The 25,262-nt window shown below is 34.9% G+C and carries 17 protein-coding genes and 1 tRNA gene; 6 read left to right on the top strand and 12 right to left on the bottom strand.

The genetic code is table 11. The features are described 5' to 3' along the window. The first annotated feature begins 6 nt into the window (after positions 1–6). Positions 7–2,622, top strand: a complete 2,616-nt coding sequence (locus EOD40_RS13070) for a beta-glucosidase (protein ID WP_128196221.1) — start codon at positions 7–9, stop codon at positions 2,620–2,622. Positions 2,623–2,713: 91 nt separating this feature from the next. Here the strand turns inward: EOD40_RS13070 and EOD40_RS13065 are convergent, their stop codons facing one another. From EOD40_RS13065 to EOD40_RS13030, 8 genes are all read right to left on the bottom strand, one after another. Beyond that, positions 2,714–3,700 (bottom strand): pectinesterase family protein, encoded by a 987-nt coding sequence (locus EOD40_RS13065; protein ID WP_196781447.1) that lies wholly within the window; start codon positions 3,698–3,700, stop codon positions 2,714–2,716. Positions 3,701–3,713: 13 nt separating this feature from the next. After that, the gene (locus tag EOD40_RS13060; RefSeq protein ID WP_128196217.1) at positions 3,714–4,526 is read right to left on the bottom strand and encodes a rhamnogalacturonan acetylesterase; all 813 of its coding nucleotides are present in this window, start codon (positions 4,524–4,526) and stop codon (positions 3,714–3,716) included. A gap of 2 nt (positions 4,527–4,528) precedes the next feature. Next, on the bottom strand, positions 4,529–5,518 hold the full coding sequence (locus tag EOD40_RS13055) for an alpha/beta hydrolase (RefSeq protein WP_128196215.1): 990 nt from the start codon (positions 5,516–5,518) through the stop codon (positions 4,529–4,531). 12 nt (positions 5,519–5,530) lie between these two features. Further along, on the bottom strand, positions 5,531–6,493 hold the full coding sequence (locus tag EOD40_RS13050) for an alpha/beta hydrolase (RefSeq protein WP_231129629.1): 963 nt from the start codon (positions 6,491–6,493) through the stop codon (positions 5,531–5,533). A gap of 153 nt (positions 6,494–6,646) precedes the next feature. Then, complete coding sequence (locus EOD40_RS13045; RefSeq protein WP_128196213.1) at positions 6,647–8,185, bottom strand: RagB/SusD family nutrient uptake outer membrane protein; 1,539 nt, start codon at positions 8,183–8,185, stop codon at positions 6,647–6,649. Between the two features lie 30 nt (positions 8,186–8,215). Further along, the gene (locus EOD40_RS13040; protein ID WP_196781446.1) at positions 8,216–11,530 is read right to left on the bottom strand and encodes a SusC/RagA family TonB-linked outer membrane protein; all 3,315 of its coding nucleotides are present in this window, start codon (positions 11,528–11,530) and stop codon (positions 8,216–8,218) included. A gap of 99 nt (positions 11,531–11,629) precedes the next feature. Then, positions 11,630–12,781 (bottom strand): FecR family protein, encoded by a 1,152-nt coding sequence (locus EOD40_RS13035; RefSeq protein ID WP_128196211.1) that lies wholly within the window; start codon positions 12,779–12,781, stop codon positions 11,630–11,632. A 102-nt stretch (positions 12,782–12,883) separates the two neighbouring features. Next, positions 12,884–13,468, bottom strand: coding sequence for an RNA polymerase sigma factor (locus EOD40_RS13030; RefSeq protein WP_128196209.1), 585 nt, complete (start codon positions 13,466–13,468; stop codon positions 12,884–12,886). A 269-nt stretch (positions 13,469–13,737) separates the two neighbouring features. Here EOD40_RS13030 and EOD40_RS13025 point away from each other — a divergent pair, with 269 nt between their 5' ends. The 5 genes from EOD40_RS13025 (at position 13,738) to EOD40_RS13005 (ending at position 19,536) form a co-directional block, all read left to right on the top strand. Next, the gene (locus EOD40_RS13025) at positions 13,738–14,757 is read left to right on the top strand and encodes a LacI family DNA-binding transcriptional regulator (protein WP_128196208.1); all 1,020 of its coding nucleotides are present in this window, start codon (positions 13,738–13,740) and stop codon (positions 14,755–14,757) included. Positions 14,758–14,804: 47 nt separating this feature from the next. Next, complete coding sequence (gene mgrA, locus EOD40_RS13020) at positions 14,805–15,794, top strand: L-glyceraldehyde 3-phosphate reductase (protein ID WP_128196206.1); 990 nt, start codon at positions 14,805–14,807, stop codon at positions 15,792–15,794. 203 nt (positions 15,795–15,997) lie between these two features. Then, positions 15,998–18,334, top strand: coding sequence for a glycoside hydrolase family 2 TIM barrel-domain containing protein (locus EOD40_RS13015; RefSeq protein ID WP_128196204.1), 2,337 nt, complete (start codon positions 15,998–16,000; stop codon positions 18,332–18,334). 103 nt (positions 18,335–18,437) lie between these two features. Further along, positions 18,438–19,127, top strand: coding sequence for a hypothetical protein (locus EOD40_RS13010; RefSeq protein ID WP_128196202.1), 690 nt, complete (start codon positions 18,438–18,440; stop codon positions 19,125–19,127). Positions 19,128–19,465: 338 nt separating this feature from the next. Then, a tRNA-Trp gene (locus EOD40_RS13005) sits at positions 19,466–19,536 on the top strand. A gap of 316 nt (positions 19,537–19,852) precedes the next feature. Here EOD40_RS13005 and EOD40_RS13000 read toward each other — a convergent pair. The 4 genes from EOD40_RS13000 to pelA all read right to left on the bottom strand — a co-directional run bounded on the left by EOD40_RS13000 (position 19,853) and on the right by pelA (position 25,221). Beyond that, positions 19,853–20,848: an alpha/beta hydrolase gene (locus tag EOD40_RS13000; protein WP_128196200.1), complete on the bottom strand. Its 996-nt coding sequence runs from the start codon at positions 20,846–20,848 to the stop codon at positions 19,853–19,855. Between the two features lie 138 nt (positions 20,849–20,986). Next, positions 20,987–22,456 (bottom strand): right-handed parallel beta-helix repeat-containing protein, encoded by a 1,470-nt coding sequence (locus EOD40_RS12995; RefSeq protein WP_128196197.1) that lies wholly within the window; start codon positions 22,454–22,456, stop codon positions 20,987–20,989. 134 nt (positions 22,457–22,590) lie between these two features. Then, positions 22,591–23,613 (bottom strand): pectinesterase family protein, encoded by a 1,023-nt coding sequence (locus EOD40_RS12990; RefSeq protein ID WP_196781445.1) that lies wholly within the window; start codon positions 23,611–23,613, stop codon positions 22,591–22,593. 48 nt (positions 23,614–23,661) lie between these two features. Then, positions 23,662–25,221: a pectate lyase gene (pelA, locus tag EOD40_RS12985; protein ID WP_128196195.1), complete on the bottom strand. Its 1,560-nt coding sequence runs from the start codon at positions 25,219–25,221 to the stop codon at positions 23,662–23,664. Positions 25,222–25,262 lie beyond the last annotated feature (41 nt).

Here is a 25,262-nt window from a genome sequence, read left to right as displayed (position 1 = left end):
AAATCAATGAGAAAAAAACATTCCTTAGTGCTACTATTTAGTCTACTGGCACTAAATACCTTTGCTCAAAAAGATTTATCCTACAAAAATACCGACTTACCAATTGCCCAGCGTGTTGATGATTTAGTTTCCAGAATGACTATTGATGAGAAAATAAGTCAGTTAATGGATAGCTCGCCCGCCATAAAACGCCTTGATGTTCCCGAATACAATTGGTGGAACGAAGCCTTACACGGAGTTGCCCGTGCCGGATATGCCACAGTTTTTCCACAATCTATTTCAATTGCATCTTCCTGGGATCGCCAATTAATTTTTGATGTAGCCAATGCCATTTCAGATGAAGCACGCGCTAAACATCATGAATATTTAAGAAGAGGGCAACATGGCATGTACCAGGGATTAACTTTTTGGTCTCCTAACATCAATATTTTTCGTGATCCCCGATGGGGGCGTGGCCACGAAACTTATGGTGAAGATCCCTATCTAACCGGACAATTAGGACTTCAATTTGTTAACGGATTACAAGGCTCCAACGGAAAATACCTAAAAGTAATAGCTACTGCTAAACATTATGCCGTACACTCGGGGCCAGAACCTTCCCGTCATCAATTTAATGCCCTAGCCAGTGATCGCGATTTGTTTGAAACCTACCTGCCTGCCTTTCGAACACTGGTAAAAGAAGGACATGTCTATTCAGTAATGGGCGCCTATAATCGTTTTAGAGGAGAATCGGCTAGCGCCAGTCCTTATTTATTCAATATTTTACGAAAAGATTGGGGATTCAATGGCTATATAGTATCCGATTGCGGAGCTGTAACCGATATTTGGAAATGGCACAAAATTACTCCTGATGCCGCTACCGCATCTACTTTAGCTATTAAAGAGGGATTGGATTTAGAATGCGGAAGTAGCTACAAATCCTTAAAAGAAGCCCTTGAACGCAAATTACTAACTGAAAAAGATATTGATATAGCAGTTAAAAGACTATTCACAGCCCGTTTTAAATTAGGGATGTTTGATGCCGACGAACTGGTACCTTATGCGCAAATCCCTTTCTCAGTAAACAACAATGCCGCTCACAATAATCTGGCTCGTATAGCTTCGCAAAAAAGTATTGTTTTATTAAAAAATCAAAACAATAGTCTTCCGCTTTCTAAAGAGATTAAAACTATTGCCGTAATTGGTCCAAATGCCGACGACATCCAGTCTTTATGGGGTAATTACAGCGGAATTCCAAGTAATCCAATTAGTGTTTTACAAGGAATTAAAAACAAAATAGAACCTAATGCAAAAGTACTTTACGCCCAGGGAACCGACTTGGCAAAAGGAGTACCTGCCATGAAAGTGATTCCGTCTATTTGTTTTGAAAACGAAAACGGTACGCAGGGATTAAAAGGGGAATACTATGCTAATTCTCAATGGGAAGGAGTGCCTCTTTTTACGAGAGTTGACGACAATATCGATTTTCATTGGGATATCAACACTCCCGATCCACGTTTAAAAATGGGCAATTACAGCATTAAATGGACAGGATACATTGTTGCTCCAAAAACTGGGGAATACAATATCTCGGAATGGTCAAAACCTTTTATGACTGTAGAAATTGAAACCGGAAAAATATCAGGAGGAAAAAACAGCCATGCACCGAGAATAAGAAGTCAAAAAGTCAAATTAGAAGCCAGTAAAAAGTATAAAATAGAGGTCAAATACCAGAATTACTATGGTGATGCCATAGCTCAATTATTATGGGCAGAACCACAGGAAAACTTACTTCAAGAGGCCACACAAGTAGCCAATAAAGCAGATGCCATAGTTCTTGTACTAGGCTTAAACGAACGTCTGGAAGGAGAAGAAATGAAAGTAGAAGCTCCTGGATTTGCAGGTGGAGACCGCACCAGCCTGGACTTACCATCCAATCAGGAAGAATTAATGAAAGCCATGGTTGCAACGGGAAAGCCGGTAACATTAGTTTTAATCAACGGAAGCGCACTCTCTATCAATTGGGCTAATGAAAATGTTCCTGCCATTCTAACAGCAGGTTATCCGGGACAGCAGGGAGGTAACGCTATTGCCGATGTTATTTTTGGTGATTACAATCCCGCTGGTCGATTGCCTGTTACTTACTACAAATCGGTAGAACAATTACCTGATTTTGAAAACTACGATATGAAAGGTCGTACCTACCGTTATTTTGATAAAAAACCACTATATCCTTTTGGATTTGGTTTAAGTTATACAAAATTTAATTACTCTAACTTACAATTACCAACCAATATTAATGCTGAAAAAGATTTTGAAGTCTCAGTTGATGTCAGCAATACAGGAGAACGAGACGGAGATGAAGTAGTAGAACTTTACCTTAAAGATGAAAAAGCTTCTACTCCACGCCCAATTTGGCAATTAGAAGGTTTTGAACGCATTAATCTTAAAAAAGGAGAGACAAAAACAGTACGTTTTAAAATTTTTCCAAGACAGCTTTCTTTAATTGACAATAAAGGGCAAAGAGTCATAGAACCCGGCTGGTTTACCATAGCCGTGGGAGGAAAACTTCCTGATGATTCTAAGGACATCCAAACTAACCGATTTAAAATCACAACTAAATCATTAATAAAGGATAAATAGATTCTATATCGTGAATAAAAAAACAAGGCTGCTCCAAAAAAATGGGCAGCCTTGTTTTTTCAAGGATATGACAAACAATCAATTATTATGATTACAACTCATACCATTCTTTTTCTGAAGATTTAGAATTACTGCCTAAAATAGTTTTCAAAGTATATCTTTCTGCTTCTGATTTTTTTAATTGATGCGTCCATAGCGCTCTTTCTTTTGGTTTAAAACCTTCGCCTGTACATTCGTATTCCGCAAAAAAAGCTGTTTTTTCATTATCAGTATTCCCCCAATTATCCCATCCTTCAACAGCGATTTGCTTAGGCAATTCACATCTTATAAATACTGATTTTGCCCATGCCCTCCATGGTCGACCAAGGTATAACTTATCTACTTCTTCATTTACAATCACTTTGCAATCCAAGAAGACAAAACCAAATTCTTTGTCTTTTGGTGTATTTGGAGCTGCAATATAAGAATTAGCTTTGCAAAAAAGCGTACAGTTTTTAAACACTGCTGTTGCTGGTCCAAATAGAAAATCAGTGGTTCCCTCGATATAACAATCTACAAAAAATTGTCTTGAATATTCGCCGCCATGATAGATGGTATCTTGATTTCCTAAAAATTTACAATTCTTAAAAACAGCTTTATCAGCATCGACATATAAGGCTACCGCCTGCCCTACGCGACCGGCAGAATTGGCAAACGTAATATTCTCAGCCTTGAATCTATTTCCAGATATTTTAGCTGTGTAAGAATCAAAAGTTCCCATTTTACCCCTCCCCGAATAGTCATTATAGGTTATGATAGTTTTATCTACACTTTCCCCGATAAAAATAACATCGGTATTATTAGCCGACAATTCAATCTTTTCGTTGTAAACTCCATTTTTAATATACAAAGTAATCGGTGCCAAAGGAAATTTTCGCATGGCATCTATGGCATCCTGAATGTATTTATAATCGCCACTGCCGTCTTTAGCAACAACAAATTGATATTTGTATTTTTCAGGATTTGCTGTTTGTGCAAAAAACAATTGGGTAACGAATAGAAAAAACAAAATGTATTTTAGTCTGATTGTATTTTTCATGAAATAATAGAGTTTAATTTTTAATAGTTGCATTTAATTCTTTCATCCCTTCAAAAACCAATCTGGCCACTTCTATTGCTCCTTTGGTTTGAAAATGGGTATTGTCTTTTTGTCCGTCTGGATAAGCTTCATATTTACCTGCCGGGAAGTTCATAAAATAATTTTCAGCCGAAAAAGTTTCTCCTTTTTTAGTAAAAAAATCCATTGATTTTTTATTCAAATCGATGAACATCACGTTCAACTCTTTCGCAACATCTTTCGCAGCCTGATCGTACAGTCCGTGAACGTTTTGCAGTTTTCCATCTTTCCATGGATAGTTTCTGGCCACTGGTGTTAAGATAATTGGAATAGCTCCTTTAGATCTCGTTTGACTTACAAACAATCTCAAAAACTCCTTATACCCTTCGATAGTAACATATCTTTCCGTCATGTTTTCAGCTCCATCATTATGCCCAAATTGCATCAGAACCAAATCATCTTTTTTAAGATTTTCATATACTGCGCGCCATCTCCCTTCCTGGAAAAAAGCTCGTGTACTGCGCCCTCCTCTGGCCCGGTCATCAACTAAAGCACTATGTGTTTTTATTAGTTTATTTACTTTCTGCAAACTATCTTTCACTAAAAATTGCTGAAAAACCTGTCCCCATCCTGTAACAGGATATCGGGTTTTCATATAATCTTTGCCTGGTTCATAATTATTGGCATAATCTGCCATAGTTGAATCACCAATTAAATAGACTGTAACATGGCTTTTCCTAACACTAAAAGCCATAATTGTAAGACTAGCTATCACACAAATGGCTGGAACTATAAATTTTATCTTCATACTTATTTATTAAAAACTTTAATTAAAAAATCATTGATATAATTCGCTGTCGGATCAATCCAGGGATTAAACAACCAGAATGTATGGAGCTGGATATCAAATTTATGAACTTCGGTATATATTCCCCAATCTTTCATCATCCCGATTAACTCATCCTGACCGGCGTGAAATCTTGGAAAACCACTATTAACAAACAAAATTGGACAAGATTTTTCATTAGCCCAAAAGATAGGAGAAGCATCTTTCCAAATTTCCGGTTTTTCATAAAAAGTGCCTCCTAACCATTGTACATCTGGTGAATCAGGACCTCGTTTTAGATTAAGAGACAAAGGTGCCATAAAATCTACAACTCCGTCCAAATCTACGATGGCTTGTATATCACTCGAAAAACCTAAGTTTCCCTGATTTCCTTCCTTGGCTTCAACTCCATTTGTAAGTCCGACTAATAAGGCCAATTGTCCACCTGCGGAACAACCTGAAATTGCGATTTTGTTGGGATCTATTCCGTATTTATCCGCATTGGCACGTACCCATCGTACTGCCGATTTTATATTAAAAACAGCTGCCGGATATTTTGCTTCCTGCAACAATTGGTATTCCACACAAACCGTTACAATTCCTTTGGCTGCCAATTTTTGAGCCAGCGGTACTTGCAATGCTTTATCTCCCGCTCTCCATCCTCCGCCATGAACCATAATTAAGGCTGGATATTTTCCTTTTTTCTTTGGCGAAAAAACATCAAGATGTAAATCTCGGTCTCCAAATGGAGTATTTTTTAATGTGGTATAAACCAAGTTCCGACTTTCATTTACATTTTCCGGCAAAGAATCTTTGGCGGGTTTTATCTGTGGAAAGTTTTTCAGGTATTTTTTATATTCATTTTTTACCGTAAAAGAAGTGTCTTTTGGAATCTTAATGGCTGTTTGTTGTGCTTTTGCATAAAAAGAAACAAAAAGAACCACCCAAAATACATTTTGAAAAAACTGCTTCATAGCATTGAAATATTATTTATTAAAAACTTTAGTTAAAAAATTGTCTATATATTGAATTGTGGGACTAAACCAAGGCTCATACAAACAAAATGAATGCGGCGCTCCTTCGAATTCTTTTACTTCCGAATAGATTCCGTTTTTATCCAAAACTTTAATGTAATCTTCGCGACCAGCATGCATCCACGGCACAGCACTATTGATAAAAAGTGTTGATGGCGTTTGAGCACTTACATAACTCAACGGCGATGCGGCTTCCCACAACTTTAGATTTTCTGCTTTTGAATAACCAAACCAATAAGTTCCAGCCGAAATTCCCTTACTATCGTCTCCCTCACGACCATCTGGATGTACAAAAGATAAGGTTCCATCAATATCCACTACTGCATTGGCATTCGATTTTGCATTTAAATTACATGAAGTTCCTTCAAATAAAGGCATATTTCCCGTTGTCCCCATAAAAGAAGCCATTTCGCCTCCGGCAGAAAAACCTAAAACAGCAATTTGATTAGCATCAAAATTATAAGCTACTGCATTTTCCCGAACCCAACGAATAACTGCTTTAATATCATAAATAGCTGCCGGAAAAAGTGCTTCGGTAGAAAGACGATACTCTGGTGTAAAACACACATACCCCAAACTGGCTAATTTTTGAGCCATTGGATAATGCTGTTCTCTACTTCCGGTACGCCAGCCGCCACCATGAATAATGATGATTGCTGTTCGTTTCGAATTTGTTTTATCCCTATTGTAAAAAGCATCCAAATTCAATTTGCGTTTTCCTATTTCGCAATAACTAATATCACGTTTTTCTTTAACTGAATTAAAATGAAACTCTGTAACAATCATAATTGACGGATGCGTTTTTACATCATATTTATAAGCATTTTTAGTAGAATAAGATGAATCTCTAATTCCAGTTACTCCTTTATAGGATTGACCATAAACTTTGCTTACAAATACTATTGAAACAAACATTAAAACATATTTAAATCTAAACAATACATTGGTAAAAGACTTCATATCCATATTGATTGCACACAAAATTAAATTAAGAAAAAAACCCATGTATTTTAGAAAAATCTAGGAACACATGGGTTTAACCAACTATTTATTAACCAAATTTATTATTTAATTCAAAGGATATCCTGGATTCTGTTCTAGTTTTGGATTTGCAGTTCTCTGTTCCTGTGGAATAGGATATATTCCTCTAAAAGTAGCCGTTTGAGTTGTTTTGAATGCCCATGTTCCTGTGAAATAAGTACCAAAACGAATCATATCTCTTCTGCGATGACCTTCCCAAATCAATTCTCTGGCCCTTTCGTCTTCAATGTTTTTCAAAGTTAAACTTGATAAAAGAGAAGCATTACTTCTACCCCTTACTGTATTCACCAAATTCAATGGAGTATCAGCGATTGTTGTAGTACCTCCTCTAAATAAAGCTTCAGCCTTTATCAATAAAATATCAGCATAACGTATTAAAACCAAATCATTATCAGCATTAAAACCAGACCAGGATGTTCCGATAGGAGTGTATTTTAGCACTTTATAACCTTCATTATCCTCGGCACTGATTAAACTCTGAACTGCAATTATATTTAATTGGGTTCCATTTGGATATTTTAAAGGCGTAACACCATCTAAATAATATTGTGGTCCATACTCAATTAACGACTTACGAACATCCTGATTTTGATATCTGTCAAGAGCTTCCTGATACGTACTGTATCCATTTGCCGGTGTAAAAGGCAAGTTGTACTTTAATTTATCTAATCCATTTTGGGCATATAAGATAAACTGATTATTACCTGCATTCTGTGATGGTGAAATTGAAAAAGAAGAAATTATTTCTTTTGAATTTTGCTCATTTGTTGACTTGAAATTATCAACTACAGCAGTCTCCAAAGAATATTTATTTGTACTGATAATTTTATCACACATGGCAACAGCTTCAGTCCATTTAGGAGTTCCTGTATATACCTGGGCATTCAAATACATGGTTGCCAAAGCGCCATAAATAGCTTCTTTTGTAAACCTTGGATAATAACTTGCTTTGTTTACAGTTGTTATTGAAGGCAAATCTTCTATAGCGGCTAACATTTCTGCCTCGACAAAATTAAATATTTCTGCTCTGGGAGTAGTCCCAGGCAAATTATTAGGGTCTATTCTTGCCACTGTAACTAATGGTACATTACCCCAAAAATCCATAGCATAAAAATAACCATAAGCACGTAATGCTCTTACCTCGGCTATCAAGCCTTTTAAATTTGCGCTATTTGGTGATGCCTGTAAACTTTCTAAAACCGCATTAGCAGTACCTATTTCCTGAAAAATATTTTTCCAGGCTCTTCCACAAGTAGCATTTGTAGGAGCTACGACATGTTTTATTATATCAATATTATTTTGATCAAACCATCCACCGCTGGCTCTTCCAGGCACGATAAACTCATCGGTACCAAATTCAGCAATACGCCAAGGATCACCAATATGAACTACTTGTGATAAAGATTGATATACTCCTACAACAGAAGAAAGCGCTTCTGCTTCGTTATTATAATAAGTTTCAGGGGATAAACTTCCAAACGATTCTTCATCCAAATTAGTACACCCTGGCAAGCAAAGTGAGACAATGAATGAACACAATATTAATTTGATGTTATATATTTTCATGATAATACTATTTATTAATTGAAATTATGCTTAAAATGACACACTTAATCCAATGCTCACTGTTTTAGCTTTAGGATAAGCCAAATAATCCACTCCTATAGGAGCAACTCCGGTACCTGAAACATCTGAATTAACCTCAGGATCTAAACCAGAATATTTTGTAAACAACAATAAATTTTGTCCAGTAATAAATAATCTTGCGTTAGAGATTGAAGGCACATTTTTAAGGTCTAAATCATAGCCTAAAGTAACATTGTCTAATCTCACAAAAGAACCATCTTCAATCCATCTTGAAGAATATTGTTTTGGCTGACTTCTTAAAACACCACTTGTAACTGCTTCCTTGAATACATTTCGACCAGGAAGATTACTTAAATAACCTAAGTTATTAGCTGTCAAATTATAAACATCATTACCAACAGATCCTCTAAAATTAAATCCTAAAGAGAATCTTTTATAGCTCAATGAGTTTGTAATACCAAATGTAAAATCAGGCTGTGCTGAGCCAATAACTTTCATTTCCGGATCAATTATCTCAACACCATTTTCAATCCCTTTAAATTCTCTTCCATAAAAAGTCCCCACAGGTAATCCTGGTTTTATAAGCTGAGCATAAATACCAGCCGTTAAACCTTGTCCTTGCAATGGTGCCACTTGAATATTATCTCCTTTGTATAAGCTGTTAGAAAGACTTAATACTTTATTTCTATTTCTAGTATAGTTAATAGAAGTACTCCAGGTAAAATCAACTTTTTTAATGATATCGGCAGAAATTTCTAACTCAATACCTTTATTCTGAACGCTTCCAACGTTTGCCAATTGTGTACTTACGGCAGTAGGCGAAGGCACTGGAATACGCAACAAAAGATCCGTAGTTTTTTTAACGTAATAATCAACACTTCCGCGAATTCTACCATTCAATAACGAATAATCAATACCAGTATTAAACTGAGCTGTTTGCTCCCATTTTAAATCAGGATTAGCATATTGCAATGGTAAAACAGTAGTGATTCTTTGTCCTCCTACAATATATCCGGCAGAAGTAGCTCCAAGTCTTGTAATTGAATTTAAATTTCCAATTTCTTGATTTCCTGTCACACCATAACTGGTTCTGATTTTTAAATCAGAAATGGTTTTTGACTTAAAAAATTCCATATTAGAAACTCTCCAGGCTAAAGATCCGGAAGGGAATACTCCCCATTGATTTCCTGAACCAAATCTACTTGAACCATCTTTTCTAATAGTTGCGGTAGCAAGAATTTTATCGTCAAAGTTATAATTCACTCTACCATACATCGAAATCAATGTATTACTTCCTTTAAAAGAAGTTACCCCTTGATTAGTACTGGCAGCTTGTAAACTATACCATCTGAATTCATCTGATAAAAATCCTGATACAGCATTACGAATTCCTTCATTTACAAAATATTGGTATGAATAACCCGCAATAGCATCTACACTGTGTTTTCCAAATGAGTTATTATATCTCAAAATAGTTTCCAATAACTTGCTGAAATCCTCTAATTTCTGAACACTGGCATATCCTCCCATTCCTTCTCCCAGTGGATTAGATTTTTTAATATAGGAATTTCTATTGATGGCTTGGTTTGTATATCCTAAATTCACATTTACACTTAAAGGATTAAAAATCTTGTAAGTGGTTGATAAATTCCCCAGAAAACGATTATTGGTAACCTCATCTAAAACATCATTAGAAAAAGAAACCGGATTAATTCTATAAGGAGGAACGTGATTGTAGTTTCCATTAGCATCATAAATTGGATAAGTAGGGTTAAAAACATAGGACTCATAGTTAATACTTGTTCCTGCCTCACTTCCTACAGTGTTTGATACCGGTGAATTATTGGAGAATGTTTGTCCATAATTCACTCTAAAATCAAATGTAAGTTTATCATTAAGTGCTGTGTGGTTAACATTAATTCTTGCATTCGCTCTTTGTAATTTTGAACCAATTAAAACACCTTCTTGATCACCATATCCTAATGAAGCTCTATATGCAGTTTTGTCTGAGCCTCCTGAAAAAGATAAATTGTAATCCTGTGTTTTTGCAGTTCTATAAATTTCGTCTTGCCAATTTGTGTTTCCGCCTAAATCAGAAAAAGTCAAATTCAAATCAGTATTTACTTTTCTATATTCATCAGCAGACAATACATCTAATTTTTTTGAAACTGTCGAAATTCCTCCAGTAACATCAAGACTCACTTTTAAATTACCTGATTTTCCTTTTTTAGTGGTAATAACAATTACACCATTTGCTCCTCTTGATCCATAAATAGCTGTTGAAGAAGCATCTTTCAAAACAGTTACCGACTCAATATCATTTGGATTAATGGTCATCAAAGGATTCGTTGGTTCCTGATCAAAAAAGTCAGTTCCATTTCCTCTGATATTTGCAGAACTCACTCCCGCTGTAGTAGAAATTGGCACACCATCAATAACATACAAAGGATCATTTGTTCCTGTTAACGAAGTTCCTCCACGAATGATTACTGTATTAGAACCTCCTGGTTTACCACTATTCTGAGCAATTACAACCCCAGCCATTTTTCCTTGAATGGCTTGCTGTGCACTCAATTGTGGTCCTTTATTAAAATTTTCTGATTTTACTGAAGAGACAGAACCTGTCAAGTCTTTTTGCTTACTTGAACCATAACCTACTACTACAACTTCTTCTAATTTTGCGGTTTCTGGTAGAAGTTGGAAATTGATTACTGACTGATTATTAAACTTAATTTCTTTGGTTCCATATCCAATAAATGACACAACCAAAACACTCTCATTTGATGGTACTTTTATTAAATACTTCCCATCAAGATCAGTCTGTGTCGCAATTTGAGTTCCCTTAACAAGAATACTGGCTCCCGGAATAGGCTGATTATTCTCATCGGTTACTTTACCCGACACCTTTATTTCCTGGATAACTTTTTCTTCAATGGGCTTTTCTTTCGCTTCAATACTCAGCGCCTCTTTAATGATAATATTCTTATCCGCTGTTATTTCGAAATTCAAATTACGAGATTTAAAAATCGGAGTTAATAATTTCGAAATTTCAATGGTACCTTTTTTCAATTGCACCTTTGGAGTATCTTTAAAAAAGTCGTTAGGGTAAATAAAACTGTAATTGGTTTGCTTTTGAATTATTTTAAAAACTTCTTTGACCGAAACCAATTGATTTTCATCAATAGATATTTTTGCCTGCGAAAAGGAGGTTTCAGTATTGAAACTGAAAACGGTTGTACAAAATAGAATTAAAAATGTTTTCATCATAATCAATAGAAGCCGTTTTTGAAATTCAAAACGACAATTAATAGAATTAATTTTCATAGTTTTGTGGTTGTTAGTTGAACAATTGTTTAATTAATGTATAGGGAGGGAAGTAGTTAGGCAACCGCAAATTATCTAAACTACTGCCCCTCTTTCTTTTTATTTCAGTATCAAAATTTTATTTTTAAATTCATATTTCTTTATAATTCCGGAGTTTTTAATAGACCTTAAAATTTCATCAATATTTCTATCTTTTATTAAAACTCCATTAAATTGCTCTTTTTTGATGGATTCGTTTTCAAAAACAACCTGGATATCATACCATCTCGACAGCACTTTCATAATTTCATCAAGTGGTTTATCTTCAAAGCTGAAAACACCATCTTTCCAACATATTTCGCTATAGACATCTACCTTGGCTATTTTCACTTTATTTGTCTTAAGGTCAAAATTTGCGCGTTGATTTGGAATTAGATTTTGCTTCACATTAGCAAATTGCATTTCAACTTTCCCCTCCACTAAAGTGGTAGAGATACTCGAATCGTCTTTGTATGCTTTTATATTAAATTCGGTACCCACAACGTGAATCTCCTGTTTCTGTTGGAATACTGTAAAACCCGCCCCATTATGGGCTGTACTTGGAGACACATCAAAGTAAGCTTCACCATAAACTAATTCAACACTTCTGGTTTTTCCTTCTGCAAAATTTACCGGAAATTTCAATTTGGTTTCTGAGTTTAACCAAACTTTTGTACCATCAGAAAGAGTGATGGCAAACTGCCCACCTCGTGGAATAGTCAAATAATTATAAACTACTTTTTTTGACGAAGAATTAGATTTATTATACAGTAACTCTTTGCCTGTACTATTTACATTTTTGTTATTATAAACTTTCCCTTTTTCTAAAACAACAGTAGAACCATCTTCTAAAGTTAGCATTGCTTTATCGGTGCCTACTTCAATTTTGTTAGGAACAGCAGCAACAACAACATTTGGTTTTTGCTGATTAAAAATAGCCGTAAATGTTATGAATAGTACTACTGAAGCTGCTACAGCATATTTAAAGAAAGGCTTTTTGTATAACGGAATTACTTTAGTTTCTTTATTTTTATCGAAATCCAATTCCAATCGGATTTTTTCATAAATCCTTTCTTGTACATCTTCTTTGGATCCCAAATGAGCAGGCCAATTTTCTATTTCCTGATTATTTGAAAAAAAATTTAATAGTTTATCTAACTCACTTTTAGTTATAGAACCGTCTATAAGTTTAGTAACTAAGTCTGAAAAATATTGTTGGGGATTTAAACTCATCTGTTCGTTTTTTGTATGCTTATATAACTAAGTCTCCAAAAAAACGATTCACACCTGCTCTATTAGTAAAAATTTTTACTTTTTTTTATGTATATCAAATTTTTACTTTAAAAAAAGTGCGATAAACTCAATACTCACCGCCACTCCAAGCGATTCTTTTAAAACTTTCAAAGCTTTAGAAATATGACCTTCAACGGTGCGTTGTGAAATATTTAACTGCTCAGCAATCTCTTTATTTGACAACATATTTTCTCTACTCAACTTATAAACTTCTCTACACTTATCAGGTAAGGAATCAACAATAGCATCTAAATGATAAATTAATTCCTGATGCATTAATTTGGTTTCAGGATTAGAAGTTTCAATTTTATTTTCAAAATTATCAAACAACTCATCCTTTAGCATTTTTTTATTTTTACTAAAATGGTCATACACTTTGTAAACAGTGCTGGTGTACAAATAACTCTTCAAAGAGGCTTTTATCTGCAACTTCGCCCTTCTTTGCCATAATGAAATAAATACTTCCTGAACAATATCTTCACACACTGACTTATCTTTAACAAGATTATAAGCAGCCATATACATGATTTCCCAATATTCTTTATAAATAATCGTCAAAGCTTCTTCTTCGTTTTCCTGAAGACGCTTAACAAGATCTATGTCATTGTATTTATTTACAAATGCCATTTAAAATATTCTTTAAGGGTTAGTGGGTCAAATCTAAAAATAAATAATTGATTTTCGAATATCTTAAAATTTTAACATAATATTTTATCAAACACAGAGAATAATCCCTACAAACATTGAAGATTTTATAGTTTTAAAAATTATGAAATTAATATTCTCTGCAAAAAACCCAATAAAAACCTCCAATTTATTTTACTCCCGAAAATTTAACTACCTCCTGTCTCACTAATTCAAAATAATATTTTACTTTCGTAAACGATTACGGAAAAATGAAAACAAAAGTTACCATTAGCGATATTGCCAAAGAATTAGGAATTGCTCCTGCGACGGTTTCCCGTGCTTTAACGGATCATCCTGAAATAAGTGCCAGCACCAAGAAAAAGGTCAAAGCCGTTGCCGAACGCATGGACTACAGGCCTAACAAAATGGCCTCTTCGCTACGTTCCGGAAAAACAAAACTCATTGGAGTCTTAATCCCAACAGCCGAACATTTATTTTTCGGCTCAGTTATTCACGGTATCTCCAATTTGGCCAGTCAGCATGGTTATGATGTTTTGATTTATCAATCGAACGAATCGGAAGAATTTGAGAAAAAAGGAATCGATACTTTTATAGGAGCCAGAGTTGACGGAATCCTGGCATCCATTTCTAAAAACACCACTGATTTTTCTCATTTCCAATCGGTTAAAGAAAAAAATATTCCGATTGCTTTTTTTGACCGAACCAATGACGATTTAGAAATATCCTCTGTTTGTATTGATGATTATTTAGGTGCGTTTATGGCGACGGAATCCCTAATAAAATCAGGATACAAAAGGATTTCACATATTTCCGGACCGCAACACATCAAAGCTTTTACAGAAAGAATTCGAGGCTACAAAGCGGCTTTGGAACAATACAACATTCCTTTCGACAATAATTTAATTTACAACGGAGACATCAGCATTGAAGCAGGAAGAAAAGGGGTTCAATATTTTTTAAATTTAGAAAATAAAGCCGAAGCAATTTTCGCTGTAGAAGACTTTACTGCTCTGGGCGCTTTAAAAGAATTAAAAGAAAGAGAAATTCAAGTTCCAAATGAATTTGGAGTCATTGGTTTTTGCAATGATTTATTCGGGGAACACATTACTCCTTCTCTATCAACTGTCGATCAAAAAACAGTACAAATGGGCGAAGAAGCCTTCAACCTTATCTATGAATTGATTTCGAAAAAAGGAGAAAAAACAAACTATCAAAAACGAATATTGACTCCAACATTAATAACAAGAGAGTCTTCGAAAAAGAACTAAAAAAATTTAACAATCACCGTAAACGATTACGTAAAACTGTAAAAAAAATGACATACCAACCAGCAGCAAACCGATACGAAAATATGGAATACCGCCGATGCGGAAACTCAGGATTGAAATTATCAGCATTTTCATTAGGCCTTTGGCACAACTTCGGAGAGAACAGCGATTTTGAAAACAGCAGAAACCTGATAAAAACGGCTTTTGACAATGGAATCACCCATTTTGATTTAGCTAATAATTACGGTCCGCCTCCAGGATCAGCAGAAACTTGTTTAGGAAAAATCTTAAAAAAAGATTTCAAAGACTACAGGGATGAGATGATTATTTCGTCTAAGGCTGGTTATACCATGTGGGACGGTCCTTATGGAGATTGGGGTTCGAAGAAATATTTGATTTCCAGTTTAGACCAGAGTTTAAAAAGAATGGACTTGGAATATGTAGATATTTTTTACCACCACAGACCCGATCCTGAAACACCTTTAGAGGAAACCATGGCTGCTTTGAATTTAATCGTTCAACAAGGAAAAGCTTTGTATGTAGGTATTTCAAACTATCGCCCAGCGGAAGCTGAAAAAGCGTTTAAAATATTAAAAGAAATGGGAACGCCTTGCCTGATTCATCAGCCGAAATATTCAATGTTTGAGCGTTGGGTAGAAGACGGACTTTTGGATTTACTGGGAAAAGAACAAGTAGGTTGCATTCCGTTTTCTCCATTGGCACAAGGATTATTGACCGATAAATATTTAAACGGAATCCCAGCCGATTCAAGAGTAGCTACCAGCGGACAATTCCTAAAAGCCGATCATATAACTCCTGAAAGACTTGAAAAAATTATAGCACTTAACAACATTGCCAAAGAAAGAGGTCAAAAATTAGCCCAAATGGCTTTGGCCTGGATTTTGAGGGATGAGCGAATCACTTCGGTATTAATTGGTTCCAGCAAACCCGAACAAATTGCAGATTCAATTAAAGCCTTGGAAAACACCAATTTCAGCACAGAAGAATTGAAAAAAATCAATTTAATTTTAAAATAACATGACTGTCCGCTAAGCGGACTAAATAAAAAATAGGCCACAGATGTTACTGATTGAACAGATAAAAACGGATTTTTCATAACTCTTTGTAAATCATAATCTGCGATAATCCGTTAGAATCAGTCACATCTGTGTGCCATTCTCTATAATCGGCATAAGAAACGGATAGTCATATAAAACAAATCAACTTAAACCCAACCAAAATGAAGAATCAAAAAAACATAAAAGCTTACAGTCTTTTATTCTTTTTAGCATTTGCAACGACCGTTTTCGCTCAAGGGCGAAAAACCATCAACTTTGACGCCAACTGGCAATTTACAAAGGGAGAAATAGCCGGTGCTGAAAAACCAATTTTCAACGACAAAAGCTGGAGAACGCTGAATGTTCCCCACGACTGGAGTATTGAAGGTCCTTATGACCGTGAAAATCCAACAGCACGTGGCGGTGGTTATTTGCCTGCCGGAATTGGTTGGTATCGCAAAACCTTTAAAGTAGACGCTACCGATGCTAACAAATTATTTTATATCGAATTTGATGGTGTCATGGCTAATAGTGATGTTTGGATCAACGGAAAACATTTAGGAAAACGTCCTTATGGCTACATCAGTTTCAGTTATGATTTGACGCCTTATCTGAACTTTGGAAAAGACAAAACCAATACCATTGCAGTTAGAGCTGACAACACTATCCAACCCGCTTCACGCTATTATACAGGTGCGGGAATTTATCGACACGTACGTTTAATTGCAGTAAATAAAACACATTTCAAACATTGGGGAACACAAATTACAACGCCTAATGCGACTCCCCAAAAAGCCACAGTGAACGTAAAAACCGAAGTAGAAAACAACGCTGCAGCAGGAACTTACAAATTACAAATTGAGGTTGTTGACAATACCGGAAAAGTAGTAAAATCCAGCGAAAGCAAGGAAAATATTGCAGCGAATAAAACAACTGAATTATCAAAAGAGATTGAAATTCTGAATCCTAAGTTATGGGATATTGAAGTACCGAATTTATATACTGTAAATACAAAACTGTACTCAGGAACTACACTGGTTGACAATCAATCTATTACTATTGGTATAAAAAATGCCGAGTTTAGAGCAGAAACCGGTTTTTGGTTGAACAATAAAAATTACAAAATAAAAGGAGTTTGCCTTCATCACGATGGTGGAGCGGTTGGAGCTGCAGTTCCGCTTGGCGTTTGGAAAGAACGTTTGCAAAAATTAAAAGAAGTGGGGGTAAACGGAATTCGTACTTCGCACAATCCTGTAGCTCCCGAATTTCTTGATTTGTGTGATCAGATGGGATTTGTTGTTATGGACGAAACTTTCGATACCTGGATGGCAGCCAAACACAATGGTGAAAAAGGATATAATTTATATTTCAAAGAATGGTGGGAACAAGACACCAAAGACATGATTTTAAGAGACCGAAATCATCCATCAATCGTGATTTATAGTATTGGAAACGAAATCCACGACGATTTGAGCTATCCTGAAGGTTACAAAAAATACAAGATGCAGGAAGATGTGGTAAAAAAATATGACAATACCAGACCAGTAACCATGGCGCTTTTTAGACCCGGAAACTCTAAAGTTTACCTTAGTGGTTTTGCAGAACAAATGGACGTTGTAGGTCAGAATTACCGTGAAAATGAATTGATTGCAGCTCATGAAGCACATCCAAGCTGGAAAGTTATTGGTACCGAAAATACCCATGTCATTAACCAATGGCTGGCTTTAAGAGACAAGCCGTACATGGCAGGACAATTTTTATGGACAGGTTACGATTATCTGGGTGAAGCCGATTGGCCAGAAACGACGAACAATCAAGGTTTGTTTGACAGAGCCGGGAATTGGAAACAACAATCTTTGCAAAGAGACAGCTGGTGGTCAGCAAAACCTGTAGTGCATATTGTTAGAAAATCAGATAATGCGGGTGCTGGTTTTTGGGTTTCTGATTGGACCCCGAGCGACTTTGACACTTATGATAATGCCAAAGTAAATGTGTACAGTAACTGCGAGGAAGTAGAACTTTTCCTGAACGATAAATCATTAGGTTCTTTGAAAAAACCAGCTGACGATTCGCCAAGAGAATGGAATGTAACTTTTGAAGAAGGAACGATAAAAGCTATTGGAAAAAACAACGGAAAAGTGGTAACTCAGGAAGAACATACTTCTGCCGGAAAACCTGCTAAAATTATTTTAACGCAAAGCAAAGGCACAGTTGCTAACAACTGGGACGACGTTACTTTTATTACCGCAACTATTGTGGACGAAAAAGGAATTAGATGCGCCTATGCGGATAATCTAATCCAGTTCTCTATTACCGATTCTGGTAAAATTATTGCCGTTGACAATGGAAACATCATCAACCACGATGGTTACCAAGGTCAGGCAACAAGAGCCTATCAAGGAAAAGCCATTGCAATTATTAAAGCCGCAAAAGACAGCGGTAACATTTCAATAAAAGCAGATGTTGATGGTTTAACACAAGGAGCAACAACAATTACTATTGTTTCTGAAAAGAAATAATTAAATTAAAAACCAAAAATAACAAAGCCGCAAGAAGAAATTCCTGCGGCTTTTTTTGTAAAAAAAAGTGTATGTTTGGAGAAACTAAAATTACTATCAATAAATGATAAATTTATACAAAACAATCAAGGAAAATTTAGCTTTAATTGCGGTTATACCTACATTAATAGGTGGATTGTCTCAAGTATTCTTTTTAGCTAAATTATCACCAAATTTAATTAAGTTCTTTTCTGTAACGCAGTTGATTTCTGATGGACTTTTTGTTTTATTGTTTTTAATATTAAGTGTATTTACTGTTTTACCATTAGCGATTACTAATAATTTATACTTTCCAACAAATGAAGAAAAGAAAATTGAGAATTTTAATATTAATTGGTTATATATAATAATTGCATTTTTAACGTTTATGATTATTATATTAGTAAATAATCAAATATTTAATATTAAAACAATAGTGCATTTTATTATATATTTATTATCAATCTATATTATTTACACCCCTTTTTATTATTTCACTAAAGATTATTTCAGAAAACAATTAGGTAAATATTTTTTAATAAACGTTTTTTTCATTATAAACTTCTTTTTTTGTCTAAAATCATTTTATGTATTCAATAGCAATTATAATAATATACAAAATTTTAAAAATTTAGTTTCAGAAATTGAAAAAAAAGAATGTTACCAAAAAACACCTTCAATTCTATATTTTAATGATAAGTTTGTATTTATAGAAGTTGAATCTAAAGGAAAAAAGAACATCGTAATAAAAAAGACTGAAGATTTATTTGAATAAAAAAAGCTAGTTTTTATCAAAAGAAACGAAATGAAACTCCGCCCTCTTGGGCGTTTTTTTTTTAGAAATAGAAAAGCAACTTAGTTTAGACTGCAATGCCAAAAAAAAATTAAACACTATTTGGAAGCATTGCAAAGACGTGTCTTTTTATATTAAAGAACATCAATCAATTTAAATCTATTTATTTTGAAAACATCTGTAGCACAGATAAATAAACATTTAATAAAAACACATTAGAAAAAGAAACTAAAATTTCACTACAATAGTTCCATTCCTGATTAGTTTTTTCTTCAAATAAACCTATATTTGCGCCCTCAAGGCAGTTCGCTGCTTATTCTACGGGCGTAGTTCAAGGGTAGAATAGCGGTCTCCAAAACCGTTGATGGGGGTTCGAATCCCTCCGCCCGTGCAAACACAAAATCTCAAAATAACAAAGCCGCAAGAAGAAATTCTTGCGGCTTTTTTTGCCTTATTTTATTATGCGAAAAAACACTACTAATGACATTTTTTACTAAATGAAAAAAATTAGATTATCAATTTTCTTTTTTGCTTGATCAAAAAAGAAACAAAAAAATCAAGTCTTGCGCTTCCTCGTCGGTCAAATTAGTTTTCGAATGCTAAAAGAAAAGAACTCGCTAACGCTCAAACAGCTTTTCTTTTTACGCATTCTTCAAACATTTGACACTCGACTGCGGAAGCTAAGGACAAGAATTAAAACTTACTTTTTATTTCTTAAAAACTTTTTTCAAAAAACCATCGATATATTGAATCGTTGGATCAAACCAAGGATTGAAAAGACAAAAAGAATGTGGCGAATTTTCGAATTCATGCACTTCCGAATAGATTCCGTTTGCATCCAAAACCTTCCTGTAATCATCACGCCCGGCGTGCATTCGGGCTACCGAACTATTGATAAATAAGGTTGGCGGTGTACTGGCACTTACATAACTCAAAGGCGAAGCCGCTTCCCACAATTTAGGATTTTCTTTTTTAGAATAGCCAAACCAATAGGTTCCTGCAGAAATATTCTTGCTGTCATCGCCTTCACCTCCTTCAGGATGTACAAAAGACAAAGTACCATCTATATCCACAACTGCATTCACTTGGGATTGCGAATTTGAATTGGTCATCACACCTTCAAAAAGCGGCATATTCCCGGTTGTTCCCATAAATGCCGCCATTTCTCCACCAGCAGAAAATCCAAGTGAGACAATCTGATTTGGATCTACATTATACTTTGCTGCATTTTTCCGAACCCAACGTATAGCAGCTTTCACATCATAAATGGCTGCAGGAAAAAGTGCTTCGGTAGAAAGTCTGTACTCAGGAGTAAAACAGACATAGCCCAAACTCGCTAACTTTTGAGCCATCGGATGATGCTGTTGTCTGTTGCCTGAACGCCAACCACCACCGTGAATGATAATGATGGCTGTTTGTTTTTTCTTGGCATTTTTATCAAAAAAAACATCCAATTTCATTTTTCGTTTACCATAGCTACAATAAACAACATCATTTTTTTGCTTTACAAAATCAAAATGCATTTCGGGAACCATCCTACAATTAGGGTAATATTTCAATGTCTTTTTAAAAGCACTCGCTGTTGCATAAGAAGTATCTCTTACATTGGTTATCCCTTTTAAATATTGGGCATTTAATGACGAAACAAATCCTATAAAACAACAAATAAATAGTATTTTAAAATTGATAATATTATTTTGCATATATCTAGTTCTTACAATGATTAATTTAATTCCTTTAAAAGGATCTTTATTAAAAAAGAAAATTACAACTAAAATGAATATAAAAAAAGCATTAATAAACAATCGCTTATTAATGCTTTTACTCAAAAACAAATTAAATTACTTCAACTCAAATGCACCTAAATCAGGAGCAACTCCTAAATATGGAATCCCATCAATTGCAATTCCTTTATCAATTAAGTCACTAGTTGCTGCAAGTTTCATAAAAGTAACATCCGGCAAACTACCATCAGCTTTACGGGCTTGAATTAATTGGCTTATATCAACACTTTCAAAATCAGTAGCATCGGTTACTAAACTATTTTGCCAACCATTATTAGTAACATCTAAAACATCTGCTTTAACGCTACCATAAGCTCCAATTGCACATGAATTTTTAACAGTAAGTTTTGCTAATGGGTTTGTACTACTAAAATTATAATTGTTTCCATTACTGTATGCTGAACAATTGTAAATAGCCACGTTCCCACGATTACTGTTATGGTCAAAACCATCGGCTACATTTCCGGCGGCAATACAATTTTTATAAATTCCGTTATGCTTTAACAATTTATCATCACTTCCTCCTGTTTTAAATCCATTACCATCACCAGCCCCTTTGCTTCCATTTTTCATATAACCGTTTTTAATAGTCCAGCAGTTAGTATAAGTTGTTGTAACATCATCGGCACCACGAAGGTATCCATCCCAGCCATCATCAAGATTTTGCCATGCTCTACACCCAATAAATTTATTCCCTGTACCAACATTTAATTTACAGGCAAAACCATCGGCATTTTCTAAGGTAGAATCTGCATTGAAATAAGAATCACAATTTAAAATCGTGTTGTTTGAAGCCCCGTTATCCAATTGTAATCCTGAATCTGAACATTCAGAAAATGAACAAAATTCTATCGTATTATTACTCCCTTTAATCTCCATACCGTTGTCTCCTGCCTTATAAACATCGATGGCTTTAATACGAATATAATTTCCTGCGACTACAATCCCCTGATTAGAAGAACCTTCTCCCATTGCAGAAAAATCAAGTTTCGCACGAGTACCATCCGTTTGACCTAAGATAGTAATTTCATTGCCCGAAGTCCCCGAAGCAGTTAAGTTAATTCTAGTATTCATAACATAGGTTCCCCCATTAAGAAAAACAGTTTCTCCAGCCTTAACTTTAGACAAAGCGGCAAGCAATTCGGTCGCAGTTGAAACAGTATAAGTATATGTTGGTACCGAAGCAAAAGAAGAAACGACTATCGTTTTTGTGGCTTTGATTGTATTTTTATCCGATGCTGTAGCCGTAATAGTTACCGTTCCGTTTTTAAGAGCCGTAACTAAACCTGTTGAAGAAACTGTAGCTATACTGGTATCTGAAGACAACCACGTTATTGTTTTTGATGTAGCGTCCGACGGTGAAACAGTAGCTGTCAACTGCGAAGTTGTGCCAATACTAATATCTGAGCCAGATAATACAACTGAAGACACATACACAACATTATTATCATTATTAGAAGCCTTCAACTCATCTTTAGAACAAGAAAAAAGAGCGAAGAAAAAGAATATGTTTAAAATATATTTCATTTTTTTAGTTTAAATATGTAAAAATCAGCACCAAATATGAGTGCTATTTATTCGTTAAAATTTTTCATTTTTTTTTTAATTTCCATCATAAAACATAACTACAATTCAATTAATAACAATCAAATTTTTTAAAATTATAATGTTGGAATCCAACCTTTGAATATAGCATTAATGGTATAATCAGTTGTAAATTGTTCCAGAGTCAATAAATGAGACCAACTCACACGGGAAGCAGTGTTTCCTCCAGCACCAGTCGATGAATATTCACCATAAAAAGTGGTGGTCTCTGCTTCTGGCTTACTCCAATTATGCCAACCTTCTGCTTTTATATGTGCTGCCATTTCGCATTTAACAAATACAGTACGTGCATAATTCCCCCAAGGCCTACCCAAATAATACGATTTACTTGCCGCATTCGTAATCAATTTACAATTCAGGAATACAAAACCATACGGATTTGCTTGAGGAGTATTAGCAGCCGTTATATAAGAACCTCCCGTTTTTGCAAAAATTTCGCATTGATCAAAAATAGCGGTCGAAGCTCCAAAAATAAAATCGGTAGCCCCTTCTATATAACAGTTTTTATAGTATTGTCTACTGGTACTTGCGCGTGGATACAGCGTGTCTTGAAAGCCCAGAAATTTACAATTATCAAAAATAACCTTATCGCCATCAACCCTAACAGCTACCGCCTGACCAACATTTCCTGATGAATTTTCGAAAGTAATATTTTTAGCTTTAAAATTATTCCCGGCAACAATAAAACTGGCTGAACCAGAAGTACCAATTTCTAGTCCTGCACTATTTTTTTTAGAAGCATAATCGTCATAAGTAAAGATGACATTCTCCTTGCTTTCTCCTATTAAAGTGATATTGTTTTTATTTTGAGCTAATTCTAATTTCTCCTTATAGACACCATTTTTAATGTAAATTTTTGTTTCGATTGTTTTCAAGAAAACAACCGAATTGATTGCTGCTTGTACTGTTGTAAAATCCCCTGTCCCTTTTGAATCTACAATAATATCATAAGATTTGACTTCTCCTTTGGGTGTTTCTCCTGCTGGTGTTTCTTTTGGAGTATCTGTTGTAGAACAACTTATAAAAAAAACAGAAGCCATTAAAAAATTTAAAATCATTACTTTATTTTTATTTATCATTAGTACTCTTTTTTTATTTATAATTAAAATCGAACAATCCTCCTTTACCTATAATCCATTTTTAGATTTCCAAGCTGTGTATTCAGTAGCAATCAAAGTTGCAGGCCAATTTCCATACCATGAGTAGCCCACTCTTCTTTCGTTATCAATTTCGGCCAGGGTCGCTTTTGGAATTCCGTCACGTCCACAAAACATCGGTAAATTGTTTGTTAAATCATAAAATCTTGCCCATATTACATTTCCAGAAGAAGAAATTACTATCACGTCCTCTCCCGAAGGCTGAGAAGAGTCCGTAATTTTTTTTGTAGCAATATCAAAAAGTTTAGCCCCACTAAACCAGTCAACTGCATCTTTTACAGCTTGTTTTACAGCGGCCGATGGTTGTTCAACAAGCATTAAAACGCGTACAATCCCCACCGATTCCGAACCACTAAAAGAAGGTAACTCATAAGCTCTGGCTAATGCCGGTTGCAAAGTCACCTCGTCATGTTGTGCACACCAAACTGTTTTTTTGCCTTTATAAGTAATCTGTGTTTGTAATATAATATCAATTCCTTTTTTGAACGCTGTAGTTGCCTTGTCTTTATAAGCTGGATTTACAAGTTCTAAATTATTTTTACCTTTAATAATATCCCACATCAAATTCATCACATTAGCAATAGCATTATCATTATAGGTTATTTGATGTCTGTAACCACTTTTATCAGGATAATACTGTGGCCAACCGCCATTGGCATATTGTGCTAAAAATAGCCAATCAATCGCTTTTTCTGCAGCAGCCAAATAATTAGGATTATTAGTCGTTTTATAATCAGCTATCAACCATCTCAATTCAGTAACAACATGTCCATTGTCTATTGTAGTATCTGTACTCCCTTTTGAAGCCAATGCAGCAGCTTTCTGTTCTGCTGTTTGTGCCAGATTGTAATCATTTAAATCAGGGACAGCTTTTCCCCAGCCTCCATTATTCCTTTGCCATAACAATATACTTTCGGCTCTTACGGTTGTAGCATAAACTGTTGTAACTCCAGAAATAGTAATTTGGATTTGGGCACTTTTTCCACTTCCATCATTACTGGTAGCTGTTACTGTTACTGTACCATTAAGTCTGGGTGTTAATAAACCATCTGCACTAATAGTAGCTATAGCCTGGCTTGAAATCGTCCAATTCAATGTTTTATTTGCTGCATTTGCTGGCAGGATTTGCGTCGTTAATTGTAGTGGCTGACCATTTGTGATATTTGCTGCTGTAATAACAATACTTTGTATCAAAACCGTAGAACCAGTGATTCCTGAAACGGTATAAGTCTTATCTCCGTAACTTCCTGAACCGTCTTTAGCTGTAGCGGTTACTTTTACAGTTCCGTTTTTTATTCCTGTTAAAAGTCCTGTTTCGGTAACAACGGCTATTGTAGGATCGGAGACGCTCCATGTTAGTTCTTTATTAGTTGCATCAGCAGGGAGTACAACCGCTGTTAGTTGTTTTGGCGTACTAGTAAGTGTATTGTCCCCATTAATAACGATTGTTTTTACTTGTGTTTGCCCTAAATCGTCTTTTGAACAGGAAACAAACAAAGTCAAGCAAATTAAAATTATCATTTTTTTCATTTCGAATAATTTTTTAATTGGGTTAATAAAAATATGTTGTT

Origin of the sequence: Flavobacterium sufflavum (assembly GCF_004016525.1) — a bacterium.
GTDB classification, from domain to species: Bacteria; Bacteroidota; Bacteroidia; order Flavobacteriales; family Flavobacteriaceae; genus Flavobacterium; species Flavobacterium sufflavum.
The sequence above is the reverse complement of the archived record's forward strand: the minus strand, read 5'-3'. Positions and strand labels throughout refer to the sequence as shown.

Coding starts and splice junctions, on each gene's coding strand:
- EOD40_RS13000 (WP_128196200.1), bottom strand. CDS start 20,848: ATGCAAAATAATATTATCAATTTTAAAATACTATTTATTTGTTGTTTT.
- EOD40_RS12990 (WP_196781445.1), bottom strand. CDS start 23,613: ATGATAAATAAAAATAAAGTAATGATTTTAAATTTTTTAATGGCTTCT.
- EOD40_RS13030 (WP_128196209.1), bottom strand. CDS start 13,468: ATGGCATTTGTAAATAAATACAATGACATAGATCTTGTTAAGCGTCTT.
- pelA (WP_128196195.1), bottom strand. CDS start 25,221: ATGAAAAAAATGATAATTTTAATTTGCTTGACTTTGTTTGTTTCCTGT.
- EOD40_RS13070 (WP_128196221.1), top strand. CDS start 7: ATGAGAAAAAAACATTCCTTAGTGCTACTATTTAGTCTACTGGCACTA.
- EOD40_RS13040 (WP_196781446.1), bottom strand. CDS start 11,530: ATGAAAATTAATTCTATTAATTGTCGTTTTGAATTTCAAAAACGGCTT.
- EOD40_RS12995 (WP_128196197.1), bottom strand. CDS start 22,456: ATGAAATATATTTTAAACATATTCTTTTTCTTCGCTCTTTTTTCTTGT.
- EOD40_RS13060 (WP_128196217.1), bottom strand. CDS start 4,526: ATGAAGATAAAATTTATAGTTCCAGCCATTTGTGTGATAGCTAGTCTT.
- EOD40_RS13010 (WP_128196202.1), top strand. CDS start 18,438: ATGATAAATTTATACAAAACAATCAAGGAAAATTTAGCTTTAATTGCG.
- EOD40_RS13055 (WP_128196215.1), bottom strand. CDS start 5,518: ATGAAGCAGTTTTTTCAAAATGTATTTTGGGTGGTTCTTTTTGTTTCT.
- EOD40_RS13045 (WP_128196213.1), bottom strand. CDS start 8,185: ATGAAAATATATAACATCAAATTAATATTGTGTTCATTCATTGTCTCA.
- EOD40_RS13025 (WP_128196208.1), top strand. CDS start 13,738: ATGAAAACAAAAGTTACCATTAGCGATATTGCCAAAGAATTAGGAATT.
- EOD40_RS13015 (WP_128196204.1), top strand. CDS start 15,998: ATGAAGAATCAAAAAAACATAAAAGCTTACAGTCTTTTATTCTTTTTA.
- EOD40_RS13065 (WP_196781447.1), bottom strand. CDS start 3,700: ATGAAAAATACAATCAGACTAAAATACATTTTGTTTTTTCTATTCGTT.
- EOD40_RS13050 (WP_231129629.1), bottom strand. CDS start 6,493: ATGTTTGTTTCAATAGTATTTGTAAGCAAAGTTTATGGTCAATCCTAT.
- EOD40_RS13035 (WP_128196211.1), bottom strand. CDS start 12,781: ATGAGTTTAAATCCCCAACAATATTTTTCAGACTTAGTTACTAAACTT.
- mgrA (WP_128196206.1), top strand. CDS start 14,805: ATGACATACCAACCAGCAGCAAACCGATACGAAAATATGGAATACCGC.